23 protein-coding genes are annotated in these 25969 nt (G+C 72.8%); 15 read left to right on the forward strand and 8 right to left on the reverse strand.

All coding sequences use genetic code 11. The features are described from left to right. Window positions 1-14: 14 nt before the first annotated feature. From AB0O91_RS10430 to AB0O91_RS10465, 8 genes are all read left to right on the forward strand, one after another. The gene (locus tag AB0O91_RS10430; protein ID WP_363429998.1) at window positions 15-1067 is read left to right on the forward strand and encodes an ABC transporter ATP-binding protein; all 1053 of its coding nucleotides are present in this window, start codon (window positions 15-17) and stop codon (window positions 1065-1067) included. Then, entirely contained in the window at window positions 1060-2076 is a 1017-nt protein-coding gene (locus AB0O91_RS10435; RefSeq protein WP_363430000.1) for a dipeptide ABC transporter ATP-binding protein, read from the forward strand. The genes AB0O91_RS10430 and AB0O91_RS10435 overlap by 8 nt, the downstream gene beginning before the upstream one ends. Window positions 2077-2288: 212 nt before the next feature. Further along, window positions 2289-3914, forward strand: a complete 1626-nt coding sequence (locus tag AB0O91_RS10440; protein WP_363430002.1) for an ABC transporter substrate-binding protein — start codon at window positions 2289-2291, stop codon at window positions 3912-3914. Window positions 3915-4026: 112 nt separating this feature from the next. Then, window positions 4027-4953: an ABC transporter permease gene (locus AB0O91_RS10445; protein ID WP_363430004.1), complete on the forward strand. Its 927-nt coding sequence runs from the start codon at window positions 4027-4029 to the stop codon at window positions 4951-4953. Window positions 4954-5029: 76 nt separating this feature from the next. Next, window positions 5030-5944 carry an ABC transporter permease gene (locus AB0O91_RS10450; RefSeq protein ID WP_363430131.1) on the forward strand — a complete coding sequence of 305 codons (915 nt, stop codon included), beginning with the start codon at window positions 5030-5032 and terminating at the stop codon, window positions 5942-5944. Window positions 5945-5960: 16 nt separating this feature from the next. Further along, the gene (locus tag AB0O91_RS10455) at window positions 5961-7013 is read left to right on the forward strand and encodes an ABC transporter ATP-binding protein (protein ID WP_363430006.1); all 1053 of its coding nucleotides are present in this window, start codon (window positions 5961-5963) and stop codon (window positions 7011-7013) included. Window positions 7014-7026: 13 nt separating this feature from the next. Then, complete coding sequence (locus tag AB0O91_RS10460) at window positions 7027-8097, forward strand: dipeptide ABC transporter ATP-binding protein (protein WP_363430133.1); 1071 nt, start codon at window positions 7027-7029, stop codon at window positions 8095-8097. A 156-nt stretch (window positions 8098-8253) separates the two neighbouring features. After that, window positions 8254-9303: an ABC transporter ATP-binding protein gene (locus AB0O91_RS10465; RefSeq protein ID WP_363430008.1), complete on the forward strand. Its 1050-nt coding sequence runs from the start codon at window positions 8254-8256 to the stop codon at window positions 9301-9303. A 31-nt stretch (window positions 9304-9334) separates the two neighbouring features. On the opposite strand, the gene AB0O91_RS10470 is transcribed toward AB0O91_RS10465, so the two are convergent. The 5 genes from AB0O91_RS10470 to AB0O91_RS10490 form a co-directional block, all read right to left on the reverse strand. Further along, a complete protein-coding gene (locus tag AB0O91_RS10470; RefSeq protein ID WP_363430010.1) occupies window positions 9335-11053 on the reverse strand; it encodes an ABC transporter family substrate-binding protein in 1719 nt (572 codons plus the stop codon). A gap of 150 nt (window positions 11054-11203) precedes the next feature. Next, the gene (locus tag AB0O91_RS10475) at window positions 11204-13672 is read right to left on the reverse strand and encodes a peptidoglycan binding domain-containing protein (protein WP_363430012.1); all 2469 of its coding nucleotides are present in this window, start codon (window positions 13670-13672) and stop codon (window positions 11204-11206) included. Window positions 13673-13911: 239 nt separating this feature from the next. Beyond that, window positions 13912-14370, reverse strand: coding sequence for a DUF6113 family protein (locus AB0O91_RS10480; RefSeq protein WP_363430014.1), 459 nt, complete (start codon window positions 14368-14370; stop codon window positions 13912-13914). Next, window positions 14367-15275, reverse strand: coding sequence for an N-acetyl-1-D-myo-inositol-2-amino-2-deoxy-alpha-D-glucopyranoside deacetylase (gene mshB / locus AB0O91_RS10485; RefSeq protein ID WP_363430016.1), 909 nt, complete (start codon window positions 15273-15275; stop codon window positions 14367-14369). Before mshB ends, AB0O91_RS10480 begins: the two co-directional genes overlap by 4 nt. Before the next feature lie 48 nt (window positions 15276-15323). Next, window positions 15324-15518, reverse strand: a complete 195-nt coding sequence (locus AB0O91_RS10490; RefSeq protein ID WP_363430018.1) for a DUF2304 domain-containing protein — start codon at window positions 15516-15518, stop codon at window positions 15324-15326. A 311-nt stretch (window positions 15519-15829) separates the two neighbouring features. Between AB0O91_RS10490 and AB0O91_RS10495 the strand changes: the two genes are divergently transcribed. From AB0O91_RS10495 to AB0O91_RS10510, 4 genes are all read left to right on the forward strand, one after another. Further along, complete coding sequence (locus tag AB0O91_RS10495; RefSeq protein WP_363430020.1) at window positions 15830-17998, forward strand: prolyl oligopeptidase family serine peptidase; 2169 nt, start codon at window positions 15830-15832, stop codon at window positions 17996-17998. Between the two features lie 181 nt (window positions 17999-18179). Beyond that, window positions 18180-19127, forward strand: coding sequence for an ABC transporter ATP-binding protein (locus AB0O91_RS10500; protein ID WP_363430022.1), 948 nt, complete (start codon window positions 18180-18182; stop codon window positions 19125-19127). Further along, the gene (locus AB0O91_RS10505; protein ID WP_363430024.1) at window positions 19124-19846 is read left to right on the forward strand and encodes an ABC transporter permease; all 723 of its coding nucleotides are present in this window, start codon (window positions 19124-19126) and stop codon (window positions 19844-19846) included. The genes AB0O91_RS10500 and AB0O91_RS10505 overlap by 4 nt, the downstream gene beginning before the upstream one ends. 8 nt (window positions 19847-19854) lie before the next feature. Further along, window positions 19855-21114: a histidine kinase gene (locus AB0O91_RS10510; RefSeq protein WP_363430026.1), complete on the forward strand. Its 1260-nt coding sequence runs from the start codon at window positions 19855-19857 to the stop codon at window positions 21112-21114. On the opposite strand, the gene AB0O91_RS10515 is transcribed toward AB0O91_RS10510, so the two are convergent. Continuing rightward, window positions 21111-21611, reverse strand: coding sequence for a GNAT family N-acetyltransferase (locus AB0O91_RS10515; RefSeq protein WP_363430028.1), 501 nt, complete (start codon window positions 21609-21611; stop codon window positions 21111-21113). The two genes, AB0O91_RS10510 and AB0O91_RS10515, sit on opposite strands and share 4 nt — an antisense overlap. A gap of 88 nt (window positions 21612-21699) precedes the next feature. Between AB0O91_RS10515 and AB0O91_RS10520 the strand changes: the two genes are divergently transcribed. Then, complete coding sequence (locus AB0O91_RS10520; protein ID WP_363430030.1) at window positions 21700-22329, forward strand: response regulator transcription factor; 630 nt, start codon at window positions 21700-21702, stop codon at window positions 22327-22329. Between the two features lie 39 nt (window positions 22330-22368). Here AB0O91_RS10520 and AB0O91_RS10525 read toward each other — a convergent pair whose 3' ends face one another. Continuing rightward, a complete protein-coding gene (locus AB0O91_RS10525) occupies window positions 22369-23241 on the reverse strand; it encodes a transglutaminase-like domain-containing protein (protein ID WP_363430135.1) in 873 nt (290 codons plus the stop codon). A 67-nt stretch (window positions 23242-23308) separates the two neighbouring features. Next, window positions 23309-24337 carry a GNAT family N-acetyltransferase gene (locus tag AB0O91_RS10530; RefSeq protein ID WP_363430032.1) on the reverse strand — a complete coding sequence of 343 codons (1029 nt, stop codon included), beginning with the start codon at window positions 24335-24337 and terminating at the stop codon, window positions 23309-23311. A 133-nt stretch (window positions 24338-24470) separates the two neighbouring features. On the opposite strand from AB0O91_RS10530, the gene fdxA reads away from it, so the two are divergent. Together fdxA and dapC are read left to right on the forward strand one after the other, a co-directional pair. Further along, the gene (gene fdxA, locus AB0O91_RS10535; RefSeq protein WP_363430034.1) at window positions 24471-24797 is read left to right on the forward strand and encodes a ferredoxin; all 327 of its coding nucleotides are present in this window, start codon (window positions 24471-24473) and stop codon (window positions 24795-24797) included. 20 nt (window positions 24798-24817) lie between these two features. After that, window positions 24818-25966 (forward strand): succinyldiaminopimelate transaminase, encoded by a 1149-nt coding sequence (gene dapC / locus AB0O91_RS10540; protein ID WP_363430036.1) that lies wholly within the window; start codon window positions 24818-24820, stop codon window positions 25964-25966. Window positions 25967-25969: the final 3 nt, after the last annotated feature.

Here is a 25969-nt window from a genome sequence, read left to right on the forward strand (position 1 = left end):
GAGGTGACGACCCGATGACCACCGTGATCGAGAACAACCAGCAGAACAACGACCGTCTCGAAGTCGGAACCCCGCTCCTGGAGGTCAAGGACCTCCACGTGGAGTTCCACACCCGGGACGGCATCGCCAAGGCCGTGAACGGCGTCAACTACTCCGTCGCGGCCGGCGAGACCCTCGCCGTCCTCGGCGAGTCCGGCTCCGGCAAGTCCGTGACGGCCCAGACCATCATGGGCATCCTGGACATGCCCCCGGGCAAGGTGACCCAGGGCGAGATCCTGTTCCGCGGCCAGGACATGCTCACCATGAGCAACGAGGAGCGGCGCCGGATCCGCGGCCGGAAGATCGCGATGATCTTCCAGGACGCGCTGTCCGCCCTCAACCCGGTGCTCAGCGTCGGCTACCAGCTCGGCGAGATGTTCCGGGTGCACCAGGGCGCCTCCAAGGCCGAGGCGAAGGCCAAGGCCATCGAGCTGATGGACCGGGTGCGCATCCCGGCCGCCAAGCAGCGGGTGAACGACTACCCGCACCAGTTCTCCGGCGGCATGCGCCAGCGCATCATGATCGCCATGGCGATGTCGCTGCAGCCCGACCTGATCATCGCCGACGAGCCCACCACCGCCCTGGACGTCACCGTCCAGGCCCAGGTGATGGACCTGCTGGCGGAGCTCCAGGCCGAGTACAACATGGGCCTGATCCTGATCACCCACGACCTCGGCGTGGTCGCCGACGTCGCGGACAAGATCGCCGTGATGTACGCGGGCCGGATCGTCGAGACCGCCCCGGTGCACGACCTGTACGCGAAGCCCGCGCACCCCTACACCAAGGGCCTGCTGCGCTCGATCCCGCGCCTGGACCAGAAGGGCCAGGAGCTGTACGCGATCAAGGGTCTGCCCCCGAACCTGCTGAAGGTTCCGGCCGGCTGCGCGTTCAACCCCCGCTGCGACGTCGCCACCGACCTGTGCCGCACGGAGACCCCGGAGCTGCACCACGTGACGGACAAGGACGGCACGGAGCTCACCGGCCGCCGCAGCGCGTGCCACCTCTGGAAGGAGACCCTCCATGGCTGAGACCATCCTGGAGGTCAAGGACCTGGTCAAGCACTACCCGCTGACCCAGGGCATCCTGTTCAAGAAGCAGGTCGGCGCCGTCAAGGCCGTCGACGGCATCTCCTTCGAGCTGAAGAAGGGCGAGACCCTCGGCATCGTCGGTGAGTCCGGCTGTGGCAAGTCCACGCTGGCCAAGGTGCTGATGAACCTGGAGCGGGCCACCTCCGGCCAGGTGCTCTTCAAGGGCGAGGACATCTCCCGGCTGTCCGGCGCGGCGCTCAAGTCCGTCCGCCGCAACATCCAGATGGTGTTCCAGGACCCGTACACCTCGCTGAACCCGCGCATGACGGTCGGCGACATCATCGGGGAGCCCTTCGAGATCCACCCCGAGGTGGCGCCCAAGGGCGACCGCCGCAAGGCCGTCCAGGACCTGCTGGACGTCGTGGGTCTGAACCCGGAGTACATCAACCGGTACCCGCACCAGTTCTCCGGCGGCCAGCGCCAGCGCATCGGCATCGCCCGCGGCCTCGCGCTCAAGCCCGAGATCATCATCTGCGACGAGCCGGTCTCCGCCCTGGACGTGTCCGTCCAGGCGCAGGTGATCAACCTGCTGGAGCAGCTGCAGGGCGAGTTCGGCCTGTCGTACATGTTCATCGCGCACGACCTCTCCATCGTCCGGCACATCTCCGACCGGGTCGGCGTGATGTACCTGGGCAAGATGGTCGAGATCGGCTCCGACGAGCAGATCTACGACAACGCCACCCACCCGTACACCCAGGCGCTGCTCTCCGCGGTGCCGGTGCCGGACCCGACGGCGCGCGAGAACCGCGAGCGGATCATCCTCAGCGGTGACATCCCCTCGCCGGCCAACCCGCCGTCCGGCTGCCGCTTCCGCACCCGCTGCTGGAAGGCGGAGGACCGCTGCGCGGAGGAGGTCCCGCTGCTGGCGATCCCGACCACCCTGGAGGGCCCGGCCGCGCACGACTCGGCCTGCCACTTCCCGGAGGTCCGGGAGTCGGCCGCGGCCTGACGTCCCGTACGCACCCGGAAGGGCCCGCGGCTCCGGCCGCGGGCCCTTCCGGCGTTCCCGGGGTCCTTTCCCCGCCGTCCTCCGGGGCGGACGCCGCGTCAACTCGGGAGGGGGGTCACGGCACCCGTCCGGGTGCACCCGGCTCGCGCCGTCGCCGGGGCGCGCTTCTCATGGGGTGTGATGCGACACACACCCCATGAGGAGGGACCTCCATGCCCGTAGCCGCTCGTGCTCGCCTGGTCCTCGCCGCTGCGACGTCCGTGGTCCTGGTGGCCACCGGGTGCAGCAGCGGCGGTGGAGGCGGCGGCAGCAGCTCGTCGGACGCCGGCAAGACCTTCAGCTACCAGAGCAGCGAGCCGCAGAACCCGCTGCAACCGGCCAACGCGAACGAGGTCGGCGGCGGTCGCATCATCCAGAACCTCTTCAAGGGGCTGGTGGACTACGACCCGAGCAACGCCAAGATCCGGATGCAGGTCGCGGACAAGATCGACACCAGTGACTCGCAGACCTTCGCCATCACGCTGAAGGACGGCTGGAAGTTCCACGACGGCACCCCGGTGCACGCCAAGAACTTCGTGGACTCCTGGAACTGGTCCGCCAACCCGGCCAACGCCCAGATCAACAGCTCCTGGTTCTCCGACATCGAGGGCTACCAGGACGTCCACCCGGCCACCGGGAAGCCGACCGCGGACAAGCTGTCCGGACTGACCGTCACCGACGACCTGCACTTCACGGTCAAGCTGAGCCACAAGGTCTCGTACTTCGAGTACAAGCTCGGCTACATCGCCTTCTCCCCGCTGCCGGACGGCTTCTTCAACGACCCGGCCGGGTACGGGCAGAAGCCGGTCGGCAACGGGCCCTACCAGTTCGTCAGTTGGGCGCACAACACCGAGGTGGTCACCAAGAGCTTCCCGGACTACCAGGGCGTGGACAAGCCGAAGAACGGCGGCATCGTCTTCAAGATGTACACCACGTCCGAGGCCGCCTACGCGGACCTCCAGTCCAGCAACCTGGACGTGATGGACCAGGTGCCGCCGTCCGCGCTGGCGACGTACAAGGGCGACCTCGGCGACCGGGCGGTGGACGCCCCGCAGGGCGCGATCCAGAACATCGGCTTCACCCTCTACCAGGCCGACTGGTCGGCGCCGGACAAGGCCAAGGTGCGGCAGGGCCTGTCGATGGCGATCGACCGCGACACCATCACCAAGACGGTGCTGCAGGGCTCCCGCAAGCCGGCCAGCGCGTGGGTCGCCGAGGGCGTCGAGGGCTACAAGGAGGGCGCCTGCGGCGACTTCTGCACGTTCAACCCGGCCAAGGCCAAGCAGCTGATCCAGGACGGCGGGGGTGTCCCCGGCAACAAGCTGCTGATCACCTACAACGCGGACGGCGGCCACAAGGAGTGGGTCGACGCGGTCTGCAACTCGATCCGGCAGAGCACCGGCGTCGACTGCCTGGGCGACCCGAAGCCCGACTTCAAGACCGCCCGCGCGGCGATCACCGCGCACCAGCTCAACGGCGCCTTCCGCACCGGCTGGGTGCAGGACTACCCGCTGAACGCCAACTTCCTGTCCGACGTGTACCGCACCGGCGCGGCCTCCAACGACTTCGGCTACAGCAGCCCGCAGTTCGACGACGCGGCCACCAAGGCCGACGAGGCCGCCAGCGTCGCCGACACGGTGACCGGCTACCAGCAGGCCGAGGCGGTGCTGCCGGGCGGCATGCCGGCCATCCCGCTCTGGTACTACCGCACCAACTCGGGCTACTCGAACAAGGTCCAGAACGTGAAGTTCGACTCCTTCGGCAACCCGGCCTGGACCCAGGTCGAGGTCAAGGGCTGACCGGCCCCACACGCCGGCCCCGCCCTCCCCGCACGGGGGGCGGGGCCCGGTCCTCTCGGCCGACCGACCCGGTCGGCCACGCGCGCAGGGCGTGTCCTGGAAGGAGGCTCGGATGGGCAGTTACGTGCTGCGGCGGGTGCTGCAGATGATCCCGGTGTTCTTCGGCACCACGCTGCTGATCTTCCTGATGGTCTACACGCTGCCGGGCGACCCGGTGGCGGCACTGTTCGGGGAGAAGGCGGCCGACCCGGCCGTGGTGGCCAGCATCAAGCACAAGTACTTCCTGGACCAGCCGGTCTGGAAGCAGTACCTGCACTACATGGGGAACCTCTTCCAGGGGGACTTCGGCACCAGCTTCACCGGCCGCCCGGTCTCCGACATCATGGCCGGGGCCTTTCCGGTCACCATCCGGCTCGCGCTGCTGGCCTTCGTGTTCGAGATGGTCCTCGGCCTCGCCCTCGGCCTGGTGTCCGGGCTGCGGCGCGGCAGCATCGCGGACACCCTGGTGCTGGTCCTCACCCTGGTGGTGATCTCGATCCCGGTCTTCGTGCTGGCGTACATCGCCCAGACCGTCTTCGCCACCAACCTCGGCTGGGTCACCCCGACCGTCCAGGACAGCTACGACCTCTCCCAACTCGTCCTGCCGGCCGTGGTGTTGGGCTCACTCTCGCTCGCCTACGTGGCCCGGCTGACCCGGACCTCGATCGGCGAGAACCTGCGGGCCGACTACATGCGCACGGCCGTCGCCAAGGGCCTGCCCCGGCGCACCATCGTGCTGCGGCACCTGCTGCGCAACTCGCTGATCCCGGTGATCACCTTCCTCGGCACCGACCTGGGCGCCCTGATGGGCGGCGCGATCGTCACCGAGGGGATCTTCAACGTGCAGGGCATCGGCAACGTCCTGTACCGGGCGATCAACACGAAGGAAGGCCCCACCGTGGTCGGCATCGTGACCGTCCTGGTGATCGTCTACCTGGTGGCCAGCCTGCTCGTCGACCTGCTCTACGCGGTCCTGGACCCGAGGATCCGCTATGCCTGACATCCACGACGAGGACTCCCACCGGCCGAGCCCCAAGCCCGGTGTCTCCCGCCTGGACTACGCGGGGGAGCAGGGCATGGCGGTCGAGCAGGAGACGCTGGTCGAACGCGACGTGGAGAAGCGGGAGGAGGCCCGCAGCCTCTGGGGCGACGCCTGGCGGGACCTGCGCCGGCGGCCGATCTTCCTGATCTCGGCGGTGCTGATCCTGCTGCTGGTGGTGATGGCGGTCTTCCCGTACGCCTTCACCGACGCCGACCCGCGCCGGGCCGACCTGGTGAACGACTACCTGCGCCGGCCGAACTGGGGCGACGTGTTCGGGGCCGGCTGGTTCGGCTACGACGCCCAGGGCCGCTCGATCTTCGCCCGGGTCGTCTACGGCGCCCGGGCCTCGATCACCGTCGGCATCTTCGTGACCGCTGCGGTCACCGTGCTCGGCGGGCTGACCGGCATGGTCGCCGGGTACTTCGGCGGCGCGGTGGACGCGGTGATCTCCCGGATCGTCGACATCTTCTTCGGCATCCCGCTGCTGCTCGGTGCCCTGGTGCTGCTGAACGCCTTCGCCACCCGCACGGTGTGGAGCGTGGTGATCGCCCTCGGCGTGCTCGGCTGGACCCAGATCGCCCGGGTGATGCGCGGCGCGGTGCTGACCGTCAAGCAGTCCGACTACGTGATGGCCGGCCGGGCGCTCGGCGCCGGGACCGGACGGCTGATGTTCCGGCACATCCTGCCGAACGCGATCGCCCCGGTGATCGTCGTCGCGACCATCGCCCTCGGCGGTTACATCGCCACCGAGGCGACGCTGAGCTTCCTCGGCATCGGCCTCCAGGACCCGACCATCTCCTGGGGCATCGACATCTCCTCGGCCCAGAAGGTGATCCGTACGGCGCCGTACGTGCTGTTCTTCCCGGCCGCGGCGCTCTCCGTCACCGTGCTGGCCTTCATCATGCTGGGCGACGCGGTGCGCGACGCCCTCGACCCGAAGCTTCGCTGAGCGAGGGGAGCGCACCGTGAGTACAGCTGTGGACGCCGGCCGGAGCGAGCGGGAGGCGCCCTACCAGGGGCCGCTGCTCGACGTCCGTGACCTGCACGTCGAGTTCGTCACCCGGGACGGCGTCGCCCGGGCCGTCAACGGCGTCGACTACAGCGTCCGGGCGGGGGAGACGCTGGCGGTGCTGGGCGAGTCCGGCTCCGGCAAGTCGGTGACCGCCCAGGCGATCATGGGCATCCTGGACATGCCGCCGGCCCGGATCCCGCGCGGGGAGATCCGCTTCCGCGGCCGGGACATGCTGAAGATGGGCAAGGAGGAGCGGCGCCGGATCCGGGGCCGGAAGATCGCGATGATCTTCCAGGACGCGCTGTCGGCCCTCAACCCGGTGCTCAGCGTGGGTTTCCAGCTCGGCGAGATGTACCGGGCGCACCAGGGGCTCTCGCGGGCGGAGGCGAAGGCCAGGGCGGTCGAGCTGATGGACCGGGTGCGCATCCCGGCCGCCAAGCAGCGGGTGAACGACTACCCGCACCAGTTCTCCGGCGGCATGCGCCAGCGCATCATGATCGCCATGGCGCTGGCCCTGGAACCGGACCTGATCATCGCCGACGAGCCCACCACCGCCCTGGACGTCACCGTCCAGGCCCAGGTGATGGACCTGCTGGCGGAGCTCCAGGCCGAGTACAACATGGGCCTGATCCTGATCACCCACGACCTCGGTGTGGTCGCCGACGTCGCGGACAAGATCGCCGTGATGTACGCGGGCCGGATCGTCGAGACCGCGCCGGTGCACGAGCTCTACGCCCGGCCCGCGCACCCGTACACCCGGGGCCTGCTGGACTCCATCCCGCGGCTGGACCAGAAGGGCCAGGAGCTCTACGCCATCAAGGGCCTGCCGCCCAACCTGCTGCGGATCCCCCGGGGCTGCGCGTTCAACCCGCGCTGCCCCCGGGCGCAGGACGTCTGCCGGAGCGACGTGCCGGAGCTGTTCCCGGTCGCCGAGGAGGACGGCCTGCCGCTGGCGGGACGCGGCAGCGCCTGCTTCTTCTGGAAGGAGACCCTCCATGGCCGTTAACGGGGCCAGCGCGATGAGCGCCGTCGTGCCGGAGGAGGTCGCCTTCCAGCAGCCGGTGCCGCGGGGCGAGCCGATCCTGGAGGTCCGGGACCTGGTCAAGCACTTCCCGCTGACCAAGGGCGTGCTGTTCCGGAAGCAGGTCGGCGCGGTCAAGGCGGTGGACGGGGTCAGCTTCGACCTGATGCAGGGCGAGACGCTGGGCATCGTCGGCGAGTCCGGCTGCGGGAAGTCCACGCTGGCCAAGGTGCTGATGAACCTGGAGCCGGCGACCGGGGGTTCCGTCCGGTACAAGGGGGAGGAGATCTCCCGGCTGTCCGGCGCGGCGCTGAAGGCCGTCCGGCGCAACATCCAGATGGTGTTCCAGGACCCGTACACCTCGCTGAACCCGCGCATGACGGTCGGCGACATCATCGGGGAGCCGTTCGCGATCCACCCCGAGGTGGCGCCCAAGGGCGACCGCCGCAAGGCCGTCCAGGACCTGCTGGACGTGGTCGGGCTCAACCCGGAGTACATCAACCGGTACCCGCACCAGTTCTCCGGCGGGCAGCGCCAACGCATCGGCATCGCAAGGGGGTTGGCGCTCAAGCCGGAGATCATCATCTGCGACGAGCCGGTCTCCGCGCTGGACGTCTCGGTGCAGGCGCAGGTGATCAACCTGCTGGAACAGTTGCAGGGCGAGTTCAACCTCTCGTACATGTTCATCGCCCACGACCTCTCCATCGTCCGGCACATCTCCGACCGGGTCGGCGTGATGTACCTGGGCAGGATGGTCGAGATCGGCAGCGACACCGAGATCTACGACCACGCGACCCACCCGTACACCCAGGCGCTGCTGTCCGCGGTGCCGGTGCCGGACCCGACGGCGCGCGAGACGCGGGACCGGATCGTGCTCGCCGGGGACGTGCCCTCGCCGGCCAACCCGCCGTCCGGCTGCCGCTTCCGGACCCGCTGCTGGAAGGCGCAGGAGCGGTGTGCGGCGGAGGTACCGCTGCTGGCCGCGCCGGGTTGGCTGGCGGGGGCGGCGGTGCACGACTCGGCCTGTCACTTCGCGGCGGAGCGGGAGGCGGGGCAGAGCGCCGACTGAGTGCCCCGCACCGAAGGGCGCGTCCTCCTCCCGGCGGGCGCGCCCTTTGCCGTGATGGAACCGAGATCTGCCGCGCACTCGCCAAGTGCACCCAGTTCCTTGATAGTTGCTCTGCGCCTGTCGATGCTCACTGCTGCGCGGAGGAGGGCTGCCCGGATGGACGCGGTGGAGGTGACCGGCGGGGGCCGGGAGAACCTGGTGCCCGGCACCCCGTTGCTGGAGGTCGAGGACCTGCACATCGAGTTCCACACCCAGGACGGTGTCGCCCGGGCCGTCAACGGGGTGAGCTACTCGGTGGCGGCGGGGGAGACGCTGGCGGTGCTGGGCGAGTCCGGCTCCGGCAAGTCGGTGACCGCCCAGGCGGTCATGGGCATCCTGGACGTGCCGCCGGCCCGGATCTCCTCGGGGCGGATCCTGTTCCGGGGCGAGGACCTGCTGGCCATGAGCCCCGGGCAGCGGCGGAGCGTCCGGGGCCGGAGGATCGCGATGATCTTCCAGGACGCGCTGTCCGCCCTCAACCCGGTGCTCAGCGTCGGCTACCAGCTCGGCGAGATGTTCCGGGCGCACCAGGGGCTCTCCCGGGCGGAGGCGAAGGCCAAGGCGGTCGAACTGATGGACCGGGTGCGCATCCCGGCCGCCAGGCAGCGGGTCGGCGACTATCCGCACCAGTTCTCCGGCGGCATGCGCCAGCGCATCATGATCGCCATGGCGATGTCGCTGGAGCCGGACCTGATCATCGCCGACGAACCGACCACCGCCCTGGACGTGACGGTGCAGGCCCAGGTGATGGACCTGTTGGCGGAGCTCCAGGCCGAGTTCAACATGGGGCTGATCCTGATCACCCACGACCTCGGTGTGGTCGCCGACGTCGCGGACAAGATCGCCGTGATGTACGCGGGCCGGATCGTCGAGACCGCGCCGGTGCACGACCTGTACGCGAAGCCCGCGCACCCGTACACCCGGGGCCTGCTGGACTCCATCCCGCGGCTGGACCAGAAGGGTCAGGACCTGCACGCCATCAAGGGCCTGCCGCCCAGCCTGCTGCGGATCCCCGAGGGCTGCGCCTTCAACCCGCGCTGCGACCGGGCGCAGGACGTCTGCCGGAGCGAACTCCCGCCGCTGGTGGCGGTGGCGGACGCGGAGGGGGGCGAGCTGCCGGGCCGCCGCAGCGCCTGCCACTACTGGCGGGAGACCCTGCACGGCTGAGCCGGGCCGGGGTCGGGGGCTGCGGCGGGCGCTATCTGGTGAAGCCGACGTTCTCCCAGACGATGTCGGACAGGCCCTGGGCGCCGATGTTGGCGAGGTCCGCGCGGGCGCCGTACAGCTGCGGGCGCTGGTAGAGCGGCAGGACGCCGGCCACCTTCCAGAGCTCGGCGTCCGCCTGGTTGATCGCCTCGGAGGCGTTGCCCGCGTCGGTCGCGCCGGCCGCCCGGTCGAGCGCGGCGTCCACCGCGGCGCTGCCCGCGCCGGCCCGGTTGGTGGCGCTGCCCTGGACGTAGCTCGCGCGGCTGCCGCTGGCCGGGAACGGGGTGCCGAGCAGCGCGTAGACGGCGATGTCGAAGTCGTTGCGGTTGACGTACCGGTCGAAGAACTCGTTGGGGGCGGCGGTCACCGGGGTGACCTTGACCCCGACGTCCTGGAGCATCTTCGACACGGACGCCGTCTCGTTCTGGGCCACCGCGACCCCGGCCGGGACGACCATCCGCAGGTTCAGCTCGCGGCCGTCCTTGCTCCGTACGCCGCCGTCGAGCTTCCAGCCGGCCGCGTCCAGCTTGCGGGCGGCCTCGGCCGGGTCGAAGCGGGACAGGCCCAGGGAGTTGTCGCGGTAGCCGTTCTGGTTGGCGACCAGCAGGTGGTTGTTGAGCGGGACGGCGGGCCAGTCCAGGCCGTTGAGGTCGGCGCGGATCAGGGCGTCCCGGTTGATCGCCTGGAAGACCGCCTGGCGGACGGTCGGGTCGGCGAGCAGCGGGGAGCGGGCGTTCAGGGTGAGCTGGCGGAAGTCCGGGCCGCCGGCCCGGCGGACGGCCGCGCCCTTGGTGTTCCTGATGGCCTGGTAACCGGCCAGGTCCGGGCCGTTGTTGAGGAGGTCGATCTCGCCCTTGGCGAAGGCGGTGCGCATCGCGTCGGGCAGCATCGCGTGGAACACGATGCGGTCCAGCAGCGGCTTGTCGCCCCACCAGGTCGGGTCGGCGACCAGGGTGACGGTCTGGGCGGCCGGGTCCAGCCGGTCGACCTTGAAGGGGCCGGCGGTGAGCGGGATCGCGTCCAGGTAGGCCGAGTTGAAGAGGTCCGGGGTGGCGACCCTGCTCGCGGGCAGCAGCGGGGCGTTGGCGGCGCTGTTGAACATCGACTGCCACTCGGAGAACGGCCGGTCGAAGGTCATCACGGCCTGGAAGTCGTCCTTGCCCCGCTCGACCGAGCCGACCAGTTCGAAGCCGGAGGTGCTGGAGGGGTGGTAGGCCGGGTCCTTGCCGTTCATGGCACGCCAGTTGGCCTCGAGGTCGCGCCAGGTGATCGGAGTGCCGTCGGACCAGTGGGCCTTCGGGTTGAGCGTCCAGGTCACCACCTGGTGGCCGTCCCTGAACTCCGAGTGGGCCTCCTGGAGGTAGGCCGGGTTGACGGTCTGGGTGCCGGCCGCGTCGGAGCGGAAGAAGGTCGGCAGCAGCGGCTTGCTGACCGCCACGGTCGAGGACTCGGTGCCGTCGGTGTGGATCGGCGACCACTGGTGGGAGAACTGGGCGATCGCCAGGTTCAGGGTGCCGCCCTGGCGCAGCCGGGCGCGGTCGTGCGCGTTGATGTCGACCGAGGTGAGCTTGGGCATCCCGGCGGCGCCGGGCAGGGCGTCGGCGGCGGTGCCGTCCTGCCCGGAGGAGCAGGAGCAGAGCGCGAGGGAGAGCGTCAGGACGGTGAGACCGGCGAGCAGTGCCGTCCGGTGGTGCTGGAGGCGGCGGCCCATCGGCGTGACTCCCGGGGTGACTGTGACGGAGGGTGTGGCGTCACATCTTGCTGACGGGAGGGGGAGTTGTCGAGGGGCGGGTCCGCCGCATCCGTTCGATGCGGCGGACCCGCCCCTCGTTCGTGTCCGGGTCGACCGGGTCGACTGCGGTCAGGCGACGGTGAACTTGAAGGTGCGTTCCTTGTCGCCGGTCTTGTCGAACAGCGAGGTGACGGCGTCCGCGACGTCCTGCGGGGTGATCGCGGCGGTCTGGCCGTTCTTCTTGGCCTTCACCTTGTCGAACACGCCGTTCAGCTGGGAGCCCAGCGCGTCGAGGTCCCACTTGGGCGCGATCTTGCCGGAGGCGTCCGGGGCGAGCGTGAGCACCTTGGCCGCCGTCCGGGGGCCGAAGTCCCAGGACTTGACGCCCGCCATGACGCGCACCTTGCCGTTGGTCACCTGCTTGCCGAGGCTGTCGGCGGCGGCCTGCAGGGCCTGGGTGGAGACCTTCGGCTGGGCGGCCGTGACGGCGAGCGCGATCGGCTGGTCGGGCTTGCCGGCGGCGCGGTCGCGGTAGGCCTGCTCGACCACGTCCACGGCGGCGTTGGAGTCCACCGCCTGGCCGGCCTTGCCGGGGACCACGACCGGGTCGCCGTTGTCGGCGAACTTGACGTAGCCCTCCTGGAGGCCCTGGCCGGAGCCGGCCGTCAGCGAGTCCAGCGCGGCCTTGAGCTTGGCGCGGTCGACCCGGACCTCCGGGGCGACGGCCTTGGTGCCGCCCTTGATCGACTTGATCACGTCGACCGGGTTGTAGCTGTGCGCGGCGAGGCCGTCCACGGTGGCCGTGGTGTCGAAGCTCAGGCCGGCGACGGTCGGGTCGAGGTCGACCGCCTGGTCGCCGACCTTCAGCTTGAGCGGCTGCTGACCGACCTTGCCGACCGACGCGTCCAGCGCGTGGATCGCCTGGTCGCGGCCGTTGCCGCCGATGTCCGTGCCGAGCACCACGGTGCCCTTGGGGATGTCGGACTGGTTGAGCATCAGACCGGTGCCGTACGCGGCGGCGCCGAGGAAGAGCACACCGCTGACGGCGTAGACGCAGAGCTTGACGAGCTTCTTGGCACCACCGCGCTTGGCCTTGGCGGGGGCGGCCGGCTCGCTCTTGGCCTTGGCGGGGGCCGGGGCGGGCGCGGGAACGGGGCCGGCGGCCGGACCGGCGCCGGGCATTCCGCCGGGCATCCCGCCGGGTACGGCTTGGGCGGCGGCCGGACCGCCCGCAGCGGCCCGGGGGCCGGGGGCCGGGGTCGGCAGCGGGGTGACCTCGGTGGCCTCAGGGTCGCGGCCGGCCTGCCGGGGACCGCCGGCGGCGGGCTGCGGGGCGGGCTGGGGCGCGCCGGGGAAGAGCCCGCCGGGCCCCGCCGGAGGGGCGAACGGGTCCTGGCCGGGGGTGGGCTGGGCGGCCGGTCGCTGGGCGGCGAACGGGTCGGCTCCGGTCGGCGCCGAGGCGAACAGGCCCGGCTGCGGGTGGCCGTCGGCGCCGTGCGGGGGCAGTCCGGGTATGGCGGTCGGCGGCGGGGTGTGGTCGCGGATCGGCGCGAAGCCGTCCACCGAGGTGTCCTCCGGGCCCGGGTCGGTGCCCGGCAGCGCTCCGGTGGGCAGCGGGCCGGCCGACTGCGGGCCGTTGCCCCGCCGGCCGTTCGCCGGCGAGCCGTTGGCCTGCTGGCCGTTCGCCTGCGGGCCGTTCGGACGGGCCCGGTCGGCCCGGGGCCGGTCCTGCGGGAGGCCGGCCTGCTGGGGCGCCTGCGGCTGCGGACGGCCGCCGCGCGGGCCGCGCGCACCGGTGTCGGGGCCGGTCGGGGCGAACGGGTCGGCGACCGGGGCGAAGGGGTCGGCGGCCTCGTACACGCCGGGCTCCTCCGCCGGGGCCTGGGCACCGTACGGCGACGCCGGGGCGGCGGGCCCGGCGCCCGGGTTCGGCGCCGTGCCCTGGGCGGGCACCGGGCGGCCGTTCGGCCGGGCCTGGCCGGTGGCGGCCGGGGCCGGGAGGGCACCGTTCGGGGCGGCCTGCGGACGGGCCTCGGCGGCGGTTCCGGAGCGGGTCTCCGGTGCGCTCGGGGCGCCGGCCGGCACGGCGGCCGGGGCGGGCTCGGCGGCCGGGGCCTTCTTCTGCCGGGGCCGGAACCACGCGCCGGTGGACTCGGACTCCGAGGTGGCCGGCGGGATCGGCGGGATCTGCCACTCCGGCGGCAGGTTCGGCGGGGTGGCCGAGCGGCCGCCGCCCTCCATCACGCCGAGGACGGGCGAGGCGGGCGCGGAGCGGTGCCGCGGGCCGGCCGGGTCGGCGGCCTGCTCGGCCGGGCCCTCCTCGCTCTTGGCAGGCTCGTTCTTGACGGTGCTGCGGACGACGACCGGCGGGATCGGGCGCGAGCCGGGGATGTTGATCCGGACCCGGGTGGTCAGGGTGGTCTCGGTCTTCGGACCGTCGTCCTCGCCGCCCGACCCGGCGTCGGCGCCGGCCGCGGCCCGGTCGCCGCCGGGGAAGCCCGGGCCCGGGGTGCCGTAGGGCGGTGTGCCCGACGGGTAGGCGTCCGGACCCGTGCGCCGGGGCGTCGGGTTGGCGTTGTCAGATTCGCGGCTGCTCAATGCTGCTCTGCTCCGGGTTCGCGGGCGGGCCGTGCGGCGCGACCGCGGTTCGTGGTCGCCGGGCCTGGGGCAAACGGCGGTCGGGTACGACGTACTGCGGGACCACCATACTGGGAAGAACTGAGCGGTGAACGGCTTCGGACAGATCCTGATACGTCCGGTTCCTCCGGTATGAGAGTACGGCGGAGTGGTCCTGACTGCGCGTTGTGTGCGCTACCGTACGCGGCCGTCGGCCGGTCTCAGCGAGGGGGGTTGAGCACCCCGGGGAACCAGCCGGTGCGGGTGGGCAGGGTGGCGCAGATCACGCCGAGGATCGAGCCGACGAACAGCCAGGCCAGCGAGGTGGCGTTGGACCACAGCACGTTGTCGCCCTCCGGCCGCGGCACCATCATCAGCATCATCGCCAGGAACCAGCCCGCCGCGGGCACCGCGGCGCCCAGCCGGGTGCCGGTGGCCCGCAGGCCGGCGTAGAAGGTCGCGGCGGTGGCGGCGAGCGCCAGCAGAACCCCCACGGGCGGCCACAGGGCCTGCACAAAGGATCCGCAGACCGACACCGCGATGCCCAGCAGGAAGAACAGGACATAGGCCGCGATCCGGGCGGCGCGCGGGGGTTGGGCCTCGGCGAGCCGTTCCTCGCGGGTGCCGAGGACGGCCGTCGCGATCGAAGGGCGCTTCGGCTTGGCGGCGGGCGCGGTCATCGGGCGTTCTCCTCGCTCGGGGTCGGTGCGCGGTCGAGGCCCGCGAAGAGGTCGCGCTCGGGCCGCTCCGGCCCGGCCTGGCCGTGCACGAGCTGGTAGTACTCGGTGGCGAGCAGCGGCTGGCCGAGGTGGTTGGAGAGCGCGAAGGCGTCGCCGTCCACGGTGATCTGGGTGGCGTGGGCGGTCAGCGCGGCGGCCTTGCGCCCGGCGTACCCGGTGCCGTCCAGCACGGTGGTGACCAGCTCGTCGGCCACCACCCCGGGGACGTCGGAGGGTTGGGCAACGCCCGGGAAGCGCGCCGCGGCGGCGGTGGCGGCGAGCCCGGCGTCGAGCACCGTGCGGGGCATCCGGTTCCAGTACACCTTGGCGATCCGCCAGGGGGCGCCCGACTCCGGGGCGTACGCCGGGTCGGCGGCGAGCTCGTACGCCCGCATCGCGACCCGGTGCGCCTGGATGTGGTCCGGGTGGCCGTAGCCGCCGTCGTCGTCGTAGGTGACCAGCACCTGCGGCCGCACCTCGCGGATCACCGCGACCAGGTGGCCGGCGGCCTCGTCCACGTCGGCCCGCCAGAAGCAGCCGGGGGCGTCGTTCTCGGGCACGCCCATCATCCCGGAGTCGCGGTAGCGCCCCGGGCCGCCGAGGAACCGGAAGTCGGTGACGCCGAGGGCGGCCATGGCCGCGGTCAGCTCGCCGATCCGGTACGCGCCGAGGGTGTCCTCCCGATCGGCCGTCAGGTGGGCCAGCCCGGGCGGGATCACCTCGCCGCCCTCGCCGAGGGTGCAGGTCACCAGCGTCACCAGGGCGCCCTCGGCGGCGTACCGGGCCATCGTGGCGCCGTTGCCGATCGACTCGTCGTCGGGATGGGCGTGCACCAGGAGGAGGCGGCGGCCGGTAGTCGCGGTCATGGGAGGAAGCCTAACCACCGGCCGGAAGGGGCCGGGCCCGGACGGGGCCTAGAGCTTCAGGCCGTTGATCATTCCGGCGAGGTTGCTGGTGACCTGGCTGATCGACGGCGCGATCGAGCTGGAGGCCAGGTAGAAGCCGAGCAGCGCGCAGACGATGGCGTGCGCCAGCTTGAGGCCGGAGCGGCGGATCAGCACCGCCACGATGACGAGCATCAGCACGGCTGCGGAGATGTTCATGGCCATCTGGGCTCATACCCCTTCTCGGGCGCCGCCCTCGGGGAGGGCGGCCGTGGGACGGTACGGGAACCGGGGCCGGGTGACCGGGGCCCGGGACGGGGCCCGACGATCACTCGCCTGACAAGTCATACCCGATGGGTAAGGGGAGCATTACATTCAGTGAGTCCACGCGCGCCGGGGCACGGGGGCACTCGTGGGGCGCATGGGCCGGTCGGAGGGGGTTTGGACGCCTTTGGGGCGTACTCGGGGGTGATGCTCCGAACGAGTGATCGTCAGTCACCCGGCCAGGGGAGTCAGCCGTCGTAGGGTCTGGTGCCATGAGCTCCCACACCCCTGCGGACACCTTCCCCCGGCAGTACGCGCGGACCCTGCGCTACACCGTCGGCGCCCCCCGGTCCTTCTCCGTCGCCCCGGACGGCTCACGGGTCGTCTTCCTCCGTTCGAGGTCCGGCAGCGACCGGGCCAACCTGCTCTGGACCCTCGACACCGCGACCGGCGAGGAGCGGATCGCCGCCGACCCGGCCGTCCTGCTCGGCGGCGGCGAGGAGGACCTCTCCCCGGCCGAGAAGGCCCGCCGCGAGCGCAGCCGGGAGGGCTCGGCCGGCATCGTCGGCTACGCCCTGGACGCGCGGGCCGGGCTGGCGGCCTTCGCCCTGTCCGGCCGGCTGTTCACCGCCGACCTCGACACCGGCGCCACCGCCGAGCTGCCCGCCGTGGGCCCGCTGCTGGACCCCCGGCTCTCCCCGGACGGCAGCCACGTCGCCTACGCCAACACGGCCGGCGAGCTGCGGCTGACCCGCGCCGACGGCAGCGGCGACCGGGCGCTCGCCGAGCCGGACGGCCCGAACGTCACCTGGGGGCAGGCCGAGTTCATCGCCCAGGAGGAGATCGACCGCAACCGCGGCTTCTGGTGGTCCCCGGACGGCGAGCGGCTGCTGGTCGAGCGCGCCGACGACAGCCCGGTGCGCCGCTGGTGGATCGCCGACCCGGCCAACCCCGACCGCGAGCCCGCCGAGGTCGCCTACCCGGCGGCCGGCACCGCCAACGCCGAGGTCGGGCTCTTCGTGCTCGACCTGTACGGCGGGCGCACCGAGGTGGTCTGGGACCACGGGGCCTTCCCGTACCTGGCCCGGGTGCACTGGTCCGAGGGCGGCGCGCCGCTGCTGCTCGTCCAGTCCCGCGACCAGCGCGCCCAGCGGATCCTCGGGCTGGACCCGGCCACCGGCGCCACCGAGGTGCTGTTCGAGGAGCACGACGAGGTCTGGCTGGAGGCCTTCCCCGGCGTGCCGGCCTGGACCCCGGACGGCAAGCTGGTCCGGATCTCCGACACCGCGGAGGCGGGCGAGGGCGGCGTGCGGGCACTGGTGATCGGCGACCGGGCCGTCACCGGGGCCGACCTGCACGTCCGCTCGGTCGTCGCGGTCACCGACCGGGAGGTCTTCTTCAGCGCCTCCGGCGGCGCCGCGGAGACCGACCCCGAGCCCGGCTGGATCGCCGTCGGCCGGATCGGCCACGACGGCAAGCAGCTGGCCTGGGAGTCCGCCAACGGCCGCCCCTTCACCTCCGTCACCAGCGCGGTGCACGCCGGCGGGATCACCGTCCGGGCCACCGCCGAGCCGGACCTTCCCGGCACCCTGGTGCAGGTCGCCCGGGACCTGCCGGAGGGCCTGGTGGTCGACGACGTCGCCGTCATCGCCTCGCACGCCGAGACCCCGGTCCTCACGGCCCGCCCGGTCTTCCGCTTCGCCGGGGAGCGCCGCATCCCGGCCGCCGTCTTCCTGCCCACCGGCTACGACCGCGAGCGGGACGGCCTGCTGCCCGTCCTGATGGACCCGTACGGCGGCCCGCACGGCCAGCGCGTCGTCCAGGCGCACAACCCGCACCTCAACTCCCAGTGGTTCGCCGACCAGGGCTTCGCGGTGGTCGTCGCCGACGGCCGCGGCACCCCCGGGCGCGGGCCGGCCTGGGAGAAGTCGATCGCCTTCGACTTCGCCGGGGCGACCCTGGACGACCAGGTCGAGGCGCTGCACTCGCTCGCCGGGGAGTTCCCGCTGGACCTCGACCGGGTCGCCATCCGCGGCTGGTCGTACGGCGGCTACCTCGCCGCGCTCGCCGTGCTGCGCCGCCCGGACGTGTTCCACGCGGCGGTCGCCGGGGCGCCGGTGACCGACTGGGAGCTGTACGACACCCACTACACCGAGCGGTACCTGGGCGACCCGGCCGAGCGGCCGGAGGTGTACGCGGCGAACTCGCTGACCGGGTACGCGGCCGGGCTGGAGCGCCCGCTGATGATCATCCACGGCCTCGCCGACGACAACGTGGTGGCCGCCCACACCCTGCGGCTGTCCTCGGCGCTGCTCGCCGCCGGGCGCCCGCACACCGTGCTGCCGCTGTCCGGCGTCACCCACATGACGCCCCAGGAGGAGGTCGCGGAGAACCTGCTGCTGCTCCAGGTCGACTTCGTGAAGCGCTCGCTGGCCCTCTAGACCCCTCCGACCAGCGGAATCGGCGGCCGGCACCCGGAAGGCGGGGGCCGGCCGCCGGCATGACATCCGTCATAGCGAAGGCACGACGGCCGACACTGCCGCCGGCCCCCGCCCGGACGGGACCCTGGGGTGGTGCGGACGACTCCGCACGCGACACCATCAGGGGAGAGGAGCCGGGCGAATGGGTACCGAGGTGGCCGCCTTCCGCGGCGTGGGCAAGAGCTACGGGCGGGTGCGCGCCGTGGACGGGGTGGACCTGGTGCTGCGGCCGGGCGAGACGGTCGCCCTGCTGGGCCCGAACGGCGCCGGGAAGTCCACCAGCCTGGACCTGCTGCTCGGCCTGCGCGAGCCCGACCAGGGCACCGTGACGCTGTTCGGCGGCACCCCGCGGGCGGCGATCGCGGACGGCCGGGTCGGCGCGATGCTGCAGAGCGGCGGGCTGATGACCGACGTCAAGGTCCGCGAGATCGTCGAGCTCGCCTGCAAGGTGCACCCGCGCGGCCGGTCGGTCGCCGAGGTGCTGGCCGACGCCGGGATCACCGAGTTCGCCGACCGCCGGGTGGACAAGCTGTCCGGCGGCCAGGAGCAGCGGGTCCGGTTCGCGCTGGCGATCGCCGGGGACAGCGACCTGATCGTGCTGGACGAACCCACCACCGGCATGGACGTCAGCGTCCGGCAGGGGTTCTGGGCGAGCATGCGGGCGCAGGCCGACGCCGGTCGCACGGTGCTGTTCGCCACCCACTACCTGGAGGAGGCCGACTCGATCGCCGACCGGGTGCTGGTGCTGCACCGCGGCCGGCTGATCGCCGACGGCAGCTCCGCGGAGATCAAGGCGCGTGCCGGGGCCCGCCGGATCGCCTTCGAACTCCACGCCGTGGACGGTGAGTTCGACGAGGCCGTGCTGCGCGCGCTGCCGGGGGCGCAGTCGCTGGACGTCACGGCCCGGGTCCCCGGGGTGCGGACGGTGCGGATCCGCACCGCCGACGCGGACGCGAGCATGGCCGCGGTCTACCGGGCGGGCCTGTACCCGCGCGGGCTGGAGGTCACCGGGGTCGGCCTGGAGCAGGCCTTCCTGACCATCACGGGTGAGCTGGACAAGCAGGACCTGGCCGAGGAGAGCGCGCGATGACCACCCTGATCAAGCTGGAGATCCTGCGGACCCTCCGCAACCGGCGCTACCTGTTCTTCACCGTCGTCTACCCGGCGCTGATGTACGTCTTCTTCATCAACGCCTACGGCTCCGGCAACCAGGCCGGGGGCGTGCCGGTGAAGACCTACTTCATGGTCTCGATGGCCACCTTCGGCGCGGTCGGCGCGGTGCTCACCGGCAGCGCGCAGCGGATCTCGCTGGAACGCAAGAGCGGCTGGACGCGCCAGCTGCGGCTGACCGCGCTGCCGGGCCGGGCGTACACCGTCGGCAAGATCGCGGCGACCGCGGTGACCACGCTGCCGGCGATCCTGGTGGTGTTCGCGGTGGGGGCGAGCCAGGGCGTCTCGCTGGGCGCCGCGCAGTGGCTCGGGCTGGCGGCGGCGCTCTGGCTGGGCAGCTTCGTGTTCGCCGCGCTGGGGGTGGCGCTGGGCTACGCGGCGGCGCCGGACGCGGTGCAGCCGATCGTGATGATCATCTACATGGCGATGGCGCTGCTCGGCGGCACCTGGTTCCCGGTGACCGGCTCGCTGGAGAAGTTCGCCCGGTTCAACCCGGTGTTCCTGTACAACAAGCTGGCCACCTTCATCCAGCCCGGGCACTCCCTGGACCTGGTCGCGGTCGCCGGGCTGGCCGCCTTCTTCGCGGTCTTCGCGGCCGCTGCCGCGATGCTGTACCGGCGTGACACCCGCCAGGCATGATGATCGACATGAGTGACGAGCGCCGGACCCACCGCACCGACGAACCGCCGGCGGCGGGTCCGGCGCGTGCGTCGTTCATGAACGTCCCGGGCAGCCCGGTGGAGACCCGCCGGCAGCTGATGGTGAAGGTCGCCTGGATGCTGCTGTGGATGCTCTACCTGCTCTACCCGGCGAGCGACCTGGTGACCGGCGGCCACCGCCCGGCCGAGCAAGTGCTCGGCTGGGCCTGCCTGGTGGTCTTCGTGGGCGCCTACGTCCTGCTGGTGATCTTCCGCTCGCAGGCCGGGATGTGGCCGCGGGCCTGCCAGGTGATCGTCGCGACGATGATCGCGCTGGCGGTGGCCTCCTCCGCGGTGCTCGGCGGCGCGTTCCTGACCATGTTCATCTACGCCTCGGTGTGCCTCGCGGTGATCACGCCGGTGAAGTACGCGCTGCGCGCGCTGCTCGGCATGGCCGTGCTGACCGCCGTGACCGGCGTGCTGACCCACGCCGGTTCGGACAACACCACCACCTTCGCCCTCAGCGCCTTCCTCTCCGGCGTCGCGATGACGGGCATGCAGCGGCTGGTCGCCACCATGAACGAGCTGCGCGAGGCCCGGGCCGCCGTCGCCCACCTGGCGGCCTCCGAGGAGCGGCTGCGGCTCGCCCGCGACCTGCACGACCTGCTCGGGCACTCGCTCTCGCTGATCACCCTGAAGAGCGAACTGGCCGGCCGGTTCATGGACGCGGGCAAGGACGAGGCGGCGCGGGCCCAGGTCGCCGACATCGAGCAGGTCGCCCGGCAGTCGCTGATCGACGTCCGGGAGGCGGTGACCGGTTTCCGCCGCCCCACCCTGCCGGTCGAACTCGCGGCCGCCCGGACCGCCCTGTCCGCCGCCCAGGTCCGGCTGGAGGCGGCGCCGGAGCTGGTGGACGCCTGGCCGTCGCTGGCCAACGAGGAGGCGGGCGCGCTGGCCTGGGCGCTGCGCGAGGCCGTCACCAACATCGTCCGGCACGGCGAGGGCGCCACCGTCTGCACGGTGACGGCGGACGAGACCTGGGAGGGCAGCGGCGAACGGTTCGCCGTCCTGCAGATCACCGACGACGGGCGCGGCCCCGGCAAGTCCCAGCCGGGCAACGGGCTTTCGGGCCTGGAGGAGCGGCTCGCCCTGGTCGGCGGGCGGCTGGAGACCGGCCCGGGGGAGCGCGGCAAGGGCTTCCGGGTGCGGGCCTCGGTGCCGTTGCGGACGGTGGCGGTGCCGTCCTCCGAGTCCTCGAAGACCTCCTAGAAGACCTCCCGGGACCGGTCCAGGACGCGGCGGTGGCGCAGGGCGGGCCGGCCGGCGAGCAGGAACTCCCCGGTGACGGTGAACCCGTTGCGGGCCAGGACGGCCAGCGAGGCCGGGTTGTCGGGCCGGGCGGCGGCCGTCAGCGCGTCGAGGCCGTAGTCGTGGGCGGCGAGCCGGCAGACCTCGGCGACGGCCGCGGTGGCGACGCCCCGGCCGGCGGCGGACTCGGCGACCCGGTAGCCGAGTTCGGCCTCGCCGTCCCGCACGTCCAGCAGGTTGATCCGGCCGATCAGGGCCCCGGCCGGATCGAGGATCACGTGGAACCGGCAGACGCCCGAGGCCTGTTCGGCGAGCAGGGCGGCGTGCCGGTCGGCGAACTCCGCGAAGTAGGCGTCGCCGCGGTCGGAGATGCTCCGGGCGAACCAGGCGCGGTTGGCGAGTTCGAAGGCGAGCAGCGCCGGCGCGTGCTCGGGGCGGAGCGGTTCCAGGGTCGGCATCGGGCCAGTGTCCCGCGCGGCGCCGGGCCGGGCCACCGCATCGGTGCCGGGCCGGTGGCGGGAAGTGGCAGGCCCTAAGGTCATGGCCATGGGTAACGCAGAGAACGGCCCCTCGATCCGCGTGCTGCTCGCCGAGGACCAGGGGATGGTCCGGGAGGCGCTGGCGGCGCTGCTCGGGCTGGAGGGGGACCTCGACGTCGTCGCGCAGGTGGGCCGCGGGGACGAGGTGGTGGCGGCGGTGCTGGCGAACGACGTGCAGGTCGCCGTGCTGGACATCGAGATGCCGGGCCTGACGGGCATCGAGGCGGCCGCCGAACTGCACCGCCGGGCGCCCGCGGTGAAGGTGGTCATCGCGACCACCTTCGGCCGCCCCGGCTATCTGCGCCGGGCGATGGAGTCCGGCGCGGACGCCTTCCTGGTGAAGGACGCGCCCGCCTCCGAGCTGGCCGAGGCGATCCGCCGGGTGCTGCGCGGCGAGCGGGTGATCGACCCGGCGCTGGCGGCGGCCGCGCTGGCCGAGGGCGCCAACCCGCTGACCGCGCGCGAGCGGGACGTGCTGGGCGCGGCCGCGGACGGCGCGGTGAACGCGGACATCGCCCGGCGGCTGCACCTGTCGGAGGGCACGGTCCGCAACTACCTCTCGATGGCGATCCAGAAGACCGAGGCCCGCAACCGCACCGAGGCGGTCCGGATCGCCCGCGAGAAGGGCTGGCTGTGACTCCCCGGCCGGGTCTCGACAACCCGGCGGCCGGGCAGGTCAGTTGAGCCGGTGCCGGGCCGCCCTGGCCTCCCGGCGGACCTTGGCGGCGGTGTCCGGGTCGAAGGCGTCCAGGATCTGCGCGTAGGAGTCCATCTCCGCCGAGCCGCCGAGGAAGTCGCCCATCCGCACCAGCAGTTCGGCCCGTTCCAGCCGGAGCTGGGCCGGGTGCCGGGGGAGCAGCAGGGCGAGTTCGGTGGCCCACAGCTGGGTGCGGGCGTGCTCGGGCCGGTCGGCGGCCCAGACCCGGATGTTGCCGAGCACCCGCAGCACGATGTCCAGCGGCTGGGCCGGGGTGAGCAGGGCGGGGGTGAAGTCCTGCCCGGAGACGGCGACCAGGTGTTCGACGTCGGCCGGGTCGAGCAGCCGGCCGCCGTGGAACGGGTCGGCGAGGACGTACTCCTCGCCGCCGGTCGGGCCGCCGACCGCGACGATGAAGTGGCCGGGCAGCGCGATGCCGTGGACGGTGAGCCCGGCGCGCCGGGCGACCGCCATCCAGACCAGCGAGAGCGTGATCGGCAGGCCGCGGCGCCGCCGCAGCACGTCCGGCAGCAGCGAGGACTCCAGCCGCCGGTAGTCGGACTGCCGCCCGTGGAAGCGTTCGCGTCCGCCGAGCACGGCGGCGAGCAGCGCGGCGGTCTCCTCCGGTCCGGACGGCGAGCGTTCGGCCACGGCCAGCCGGACGGCCGCGGCGTGCCGTTCGAACGCGGCCTCGCAGGCGGCCAGCAGGGTGTCCACGCCCGGCGGCTCGCCGGGATCCCCCGGGTCGAGGACGGGGTCGTGCTCGGCGGCGGCGAGCAGGCACAGCAGCACGGGGTCGGGCTGCTCGGCGCGGGCGGCGGTCCGGAAGCGGTCTCTGCTCTGCTCGGTCACGGTGACGGCGACGGCCTTCGTACGACGGACGGACAAGCGGACAAACCAGGATGGAACGGTCGGGCGGCTACTCCTGGGGAAGGAGCGCGTAGTGGTAAGTGTGACTGGTCGTGAAGCCGAGTCCGTCATAGAGCGCGATCGCGGCGTCGTTCCCGGCCTCCACCTGCAGGTAGGCGCCGCTCGCCCCCTCCTCCGCCGCCCGGGCGGCGAGCACCGCCATGACCGCGGTCGCCAGCCCGGCCCGCCGGGCGTACGGCTGCACCTCGATCGCGCCGAAGCAGGCCCACGGGCCGTCGATGACGCAGCGTCCGATCGCCAGCGGGGGCTGTCCGGGGGCGCCGGGCACGGTGGCGAACCAGACCGAGGGGCCGCCGTGCAGCACCTGCCGGGCGGCTTCGCGCACCGCCGGGTCCTGGCCGAGCCGCCCGTACAGCGACATCCAGTCGGCGTCCGCGGTCCGGGCGAGCCGCACCCGTCCCCGGCCTTCGGCCGAGGGGGCCGCCGGGTGCCCGGCGCCGGTGCGGGCCAGGCCGGCCAGCGGGGCGGTGCGCACCAGGGTGGGGGAGCGCGGCGGGCCGAGCAGTTCCCGGAGCCCGTCCGCGGTGCCGGGCGTGACCACCTCGACCAGGGCGGGCAGGGCGCGCGCCGCGTACCAGTCCCGGACGGCGGCCAGCGCCTCGGTCAGCGGCACGCCCGGGTCGCCCAGCGCCTGCACGGAGTTGGCCCGCCGGGTGAACCCGGCGGCGGCGCGCAGCGTCCAGGCGCCGAGCTCCTGCTGCTCCGTCCCGGGCCAGCCGCGCCCGGCGGTGCGCTGGAGCTCGACCGGGGTGGTGGCGGGCAGCGGCGCCCGCCGGGCCGGGAAGAGCGGCACCACCTTGCCGGCGACCAGCAGCTTCTCCGGGAAGCTCACCGGCCCGCCCGAGCGGGGTTCGACGGTGAGCCCGTGCTCGTCCCACGATGTGAGCACGCCGATCACATCGCGGAACACCGGACGGTCGTCCACGAACTCCGAGAGGCGCCGCACGGACACCCGAAGACCCACGTCAGAGCGGTCTATCCGGACTTCCGGACGGCGTTCCAGCTGGTCTCGGGTCATGATCCGGCCACCTCCTGTGCATTTGCCTGCTCCGACCCGCGATACTAGGGGCGGGCATCGACGACGCCGCGCTCACCGCGCACGGCAGCAGAACAGAACGGGCCGCCAGGCCCTTCCGAGGAGGAACGACAGCGTGACCTACGTCATCGCGCAGCCTTGTGTCGACGTGAAGGACAAGGCGTGCATCGAAGAGTGCCCGGTTGACTGCATCTACGAGGGCTCGCGTTCCCTCTACATCCACCCGGATGAGTGTGTCGACTGTGGCGCGTGCGAGCCGGTCTGCCCGGTCGAGGCGATCTTCTACGAGGACGACACTCCGGAGGAGTGGAAGGACTACTACAAGGCGAACGTCGAGTTCTTCGACGACCTGGGTTCGCCCGGTGGCGCCTCCAAGCTCGGCCTGATCGAGCGGGACCACCCGTTCATCGCCGCGCTGCCGCCGCAGAACGCCGAGCACTGACGATCGGTGGCTACTGAGCTGTGAACACCAACAGCACGCCCGCGCCGTTCCCGGGACACCCGGGGGCGGCGCGCCGCGTTTCCGACCGGCTCCCGGTGTTCCCCTGGGACAAGCTGGAGCCCTACAAGGCCACCGCCGTCGCCCACCCCGGCGGCCTCTGCGACTTCTCCGTCGGCACCCCCGTCGACCCGGTCCCCGAGGTGATCCAGAAGGCGCTGGCCGCCCACACCGACACCCCCGGCTACCCGACCGTCTGGGGCCCGCTGGAGCTGCGCGAGGCGATCGCCGACTGGCTGAACCGGCGCTGCGGCGCGGGGATCGGCCCGCAGGCCGTGCTGCCGACCGTCGGCTCCAAGGAACTGGTGGCCTCGCTGCCGACCCAGCTCGGCCTCGGCCCGGGCGACCAGGTCGCCTACCCGCGGCTGGCCTACCCGACCTACGAGGTGGGCGCACGGCTGTGCGGCGCCGAACCGGTCGAGTACGACTCCGTGGACGAGCTGGACGGCTCCCGGGTGCGCCTGCTCTGGGTGAACTCGCCGTCCAACCCGACCGGCCGGGTGCTCGGCCGGGACGAGCTGCGCCGTGCCGTCGAGTGGGCCCGGGAGCACCGGGTGCTGCTGGTCAGCGACGAGTGCTACCTGGAGCTGGGCTGGGAGGCCGACCCGGTCTCCGTCCTGCACCCGGACGTCAGCGGCGGCGACCACGAGGGCCTGCTGGCCGTCCACTCGCTGTCCAAGCGCTCCAACCTGGCCGGTTACCGCGCCTCCTTCGTGGCGGGCGACCCGGTGGTGGTCAAGGAGCTCCTGGGGCTGCGCAAGCACGGCGGCATGATCGTGCCGGCGCCGGTCCAGGCGGCGACGGTCGCCGCGCTGGCGGACGACGCGCACGTGGTCGAGCAGCGGGAGCGGTACGCGGCCCGGCGCTCGGCGCTGCGGACGGCGCTGGAGGCGTACGGCTTCCGGGTCGAGCACTCCGAGGCGAGCCTCTACCTGTGGGCGACCCAGGACCGCCCGTGCTGGGAGACGGTGGCCGAACTGGCCGCGCTGGGCATCCTGGTGGCGCCCGGCGACTTCTACGGGCCGGCCGGCGGCCGCTTCGTCCGGGTCGCGTTCACCGCGACCGACGAGCGGGTCGCCGCGGCCGTGGAGCGGCTCACCGCGGCCCGCTGACGG

Origin of the sequence: Kitasatospora sp. NPDC089797 (assembly GCF_040684795.1) — a bacterium.
Lineage (GTDB): Bacteria > Actinomycetota > Actinomycetes > Streptomycetales > Streptomycetaceae > Kitasatospora.

Bases quoted from the DNA above. Each gene is read 5' to 3' on its own strand.
- AB0O91_RS10495 (WP_363430020.1), top strand. From the start codon at position 15,830: ATGAGCTCCCACACCCCTGCGGACACCTTCCCCCGGCAGTACGCGCGG.
- AB0O91_RS10515 (WP_363430028.1), bottom strand. From the start codon at position 21,611: ATGCCGACCCTGGAACCGCTCCGCCCCGAGCACGCGCCGGCGCTGCTC.
- AB0O91_RS10450 (WP_363430131.1), top strand. From the start codon at position 5,030: ATGGCGGTCGAGCAGGAGACGCTGGTCGAACGCGACGTGGAGAAGCGG.
- AB0O91_RS10460 (WP_363430133.1), top strand. From the start codon at position 7,027: ATGAGCGCCGTCGTGCCGGAGGAGGTCGCCTTCCAGCAGCCGGTGCCG.
- AB0O91_RS10500 (WP_363430022.1), top strand. From the start codon at position 18,180: ATGGGTACCGAGGTGGCCGCCTTCCGCGGCGTGGGCAAGAGCTACGGG.
- AB0O91_RS10505 (WP_363430024.1), top strand. From the start codon at position 19,124: ATGACCACCCTGATCAAGCTGGAGATCCTGCGGACCCTCCGCAACCGG.
- AB0O91_RS10465 (WP_363430008.1), top strand. From the start codon at position 8,254: ATGGACGCGGTGGAGGTGACCGGCGGGGGCCGGGAGAACCTGGTGCCC.
- AB0O91_RS10510 (WP_363430026.1), top strand. From the start codon at position 19,855: ATGAGTGACGAGCGCCGGACCCACCGCACCGACGAACCGCCGGCGGCG.
- AB0O91_RS10490 (WP_363430018.1), bottom strand. From the start codon at position 15,518: ATGGCCATGAACATCTCCGCAGCCGTGCTGATGCTCGTCATCGTGGCG.
- AB0O91_RS10440 (WP_363430002.1), top strand. From the start codon at position 2,289: ATGCCCGTAGCCGCTCGTGCTCGCCTGGTCCTCGCCGCTGCGACGTCC.
- AB0O91_RS10435 (WP_363430000.1), top strand. From the start codon at position 1,060: ATGGCTGAGACCATCCTGGAGGTCAAGGACCTGGTCAAGCACTACCCG.
- AB0O91_RS10430 (WP_363429998.1), top strand. From the start codon at position 15: ATGACCACCGTGATCGAGAACAACCAGCAGAACAACGACCGTCTCGAA.
- AB0O91_RS10530 (WP_363430032.1), bottom strand. From the start codon at position 24,337: ATGACCCGAGACCAGCTGGAACGCCGTCCGGAAGTCCGGATAGACCGC.
- AB0O91_RS10445 (WP_363430004.1), top strand. From the start codon at position 4,027: ATGGGCAGTTACGTGCTGCGGCGGGTGCTGCAGATGATCCCGGTGTTC.
- mshB (WP_363430016.1), bottom strand. From the start codon at position 15,275: ATGACCGCGACTACCGGCCGCCGCCTCCTCCTGGTGCACGCCCATCCC.
- AB0O91_RS10480 (WP_363430014.1), bottom strand. From the start codon at position 14,370: ATGACCGCGCCCGCCGCCAAGCCGAAGCGCCCTTCGATCGCGACGGCC.
- AB0O91_RS10520 (WP_363430030.1), top strand. From the start codon at position 21,700: ATGGGTAACGCAGAGAACGGCCCCTCGATCCGCGTGCTGCTCGCCGAG.
- AB0O91_RS10470 (WP_363430010.1), bottom strand. From the start codon at position 11,053: ATGGGCCGCCGCCTCCAGCACCACCGGACGGCACTGCTCGCCGGTCTC.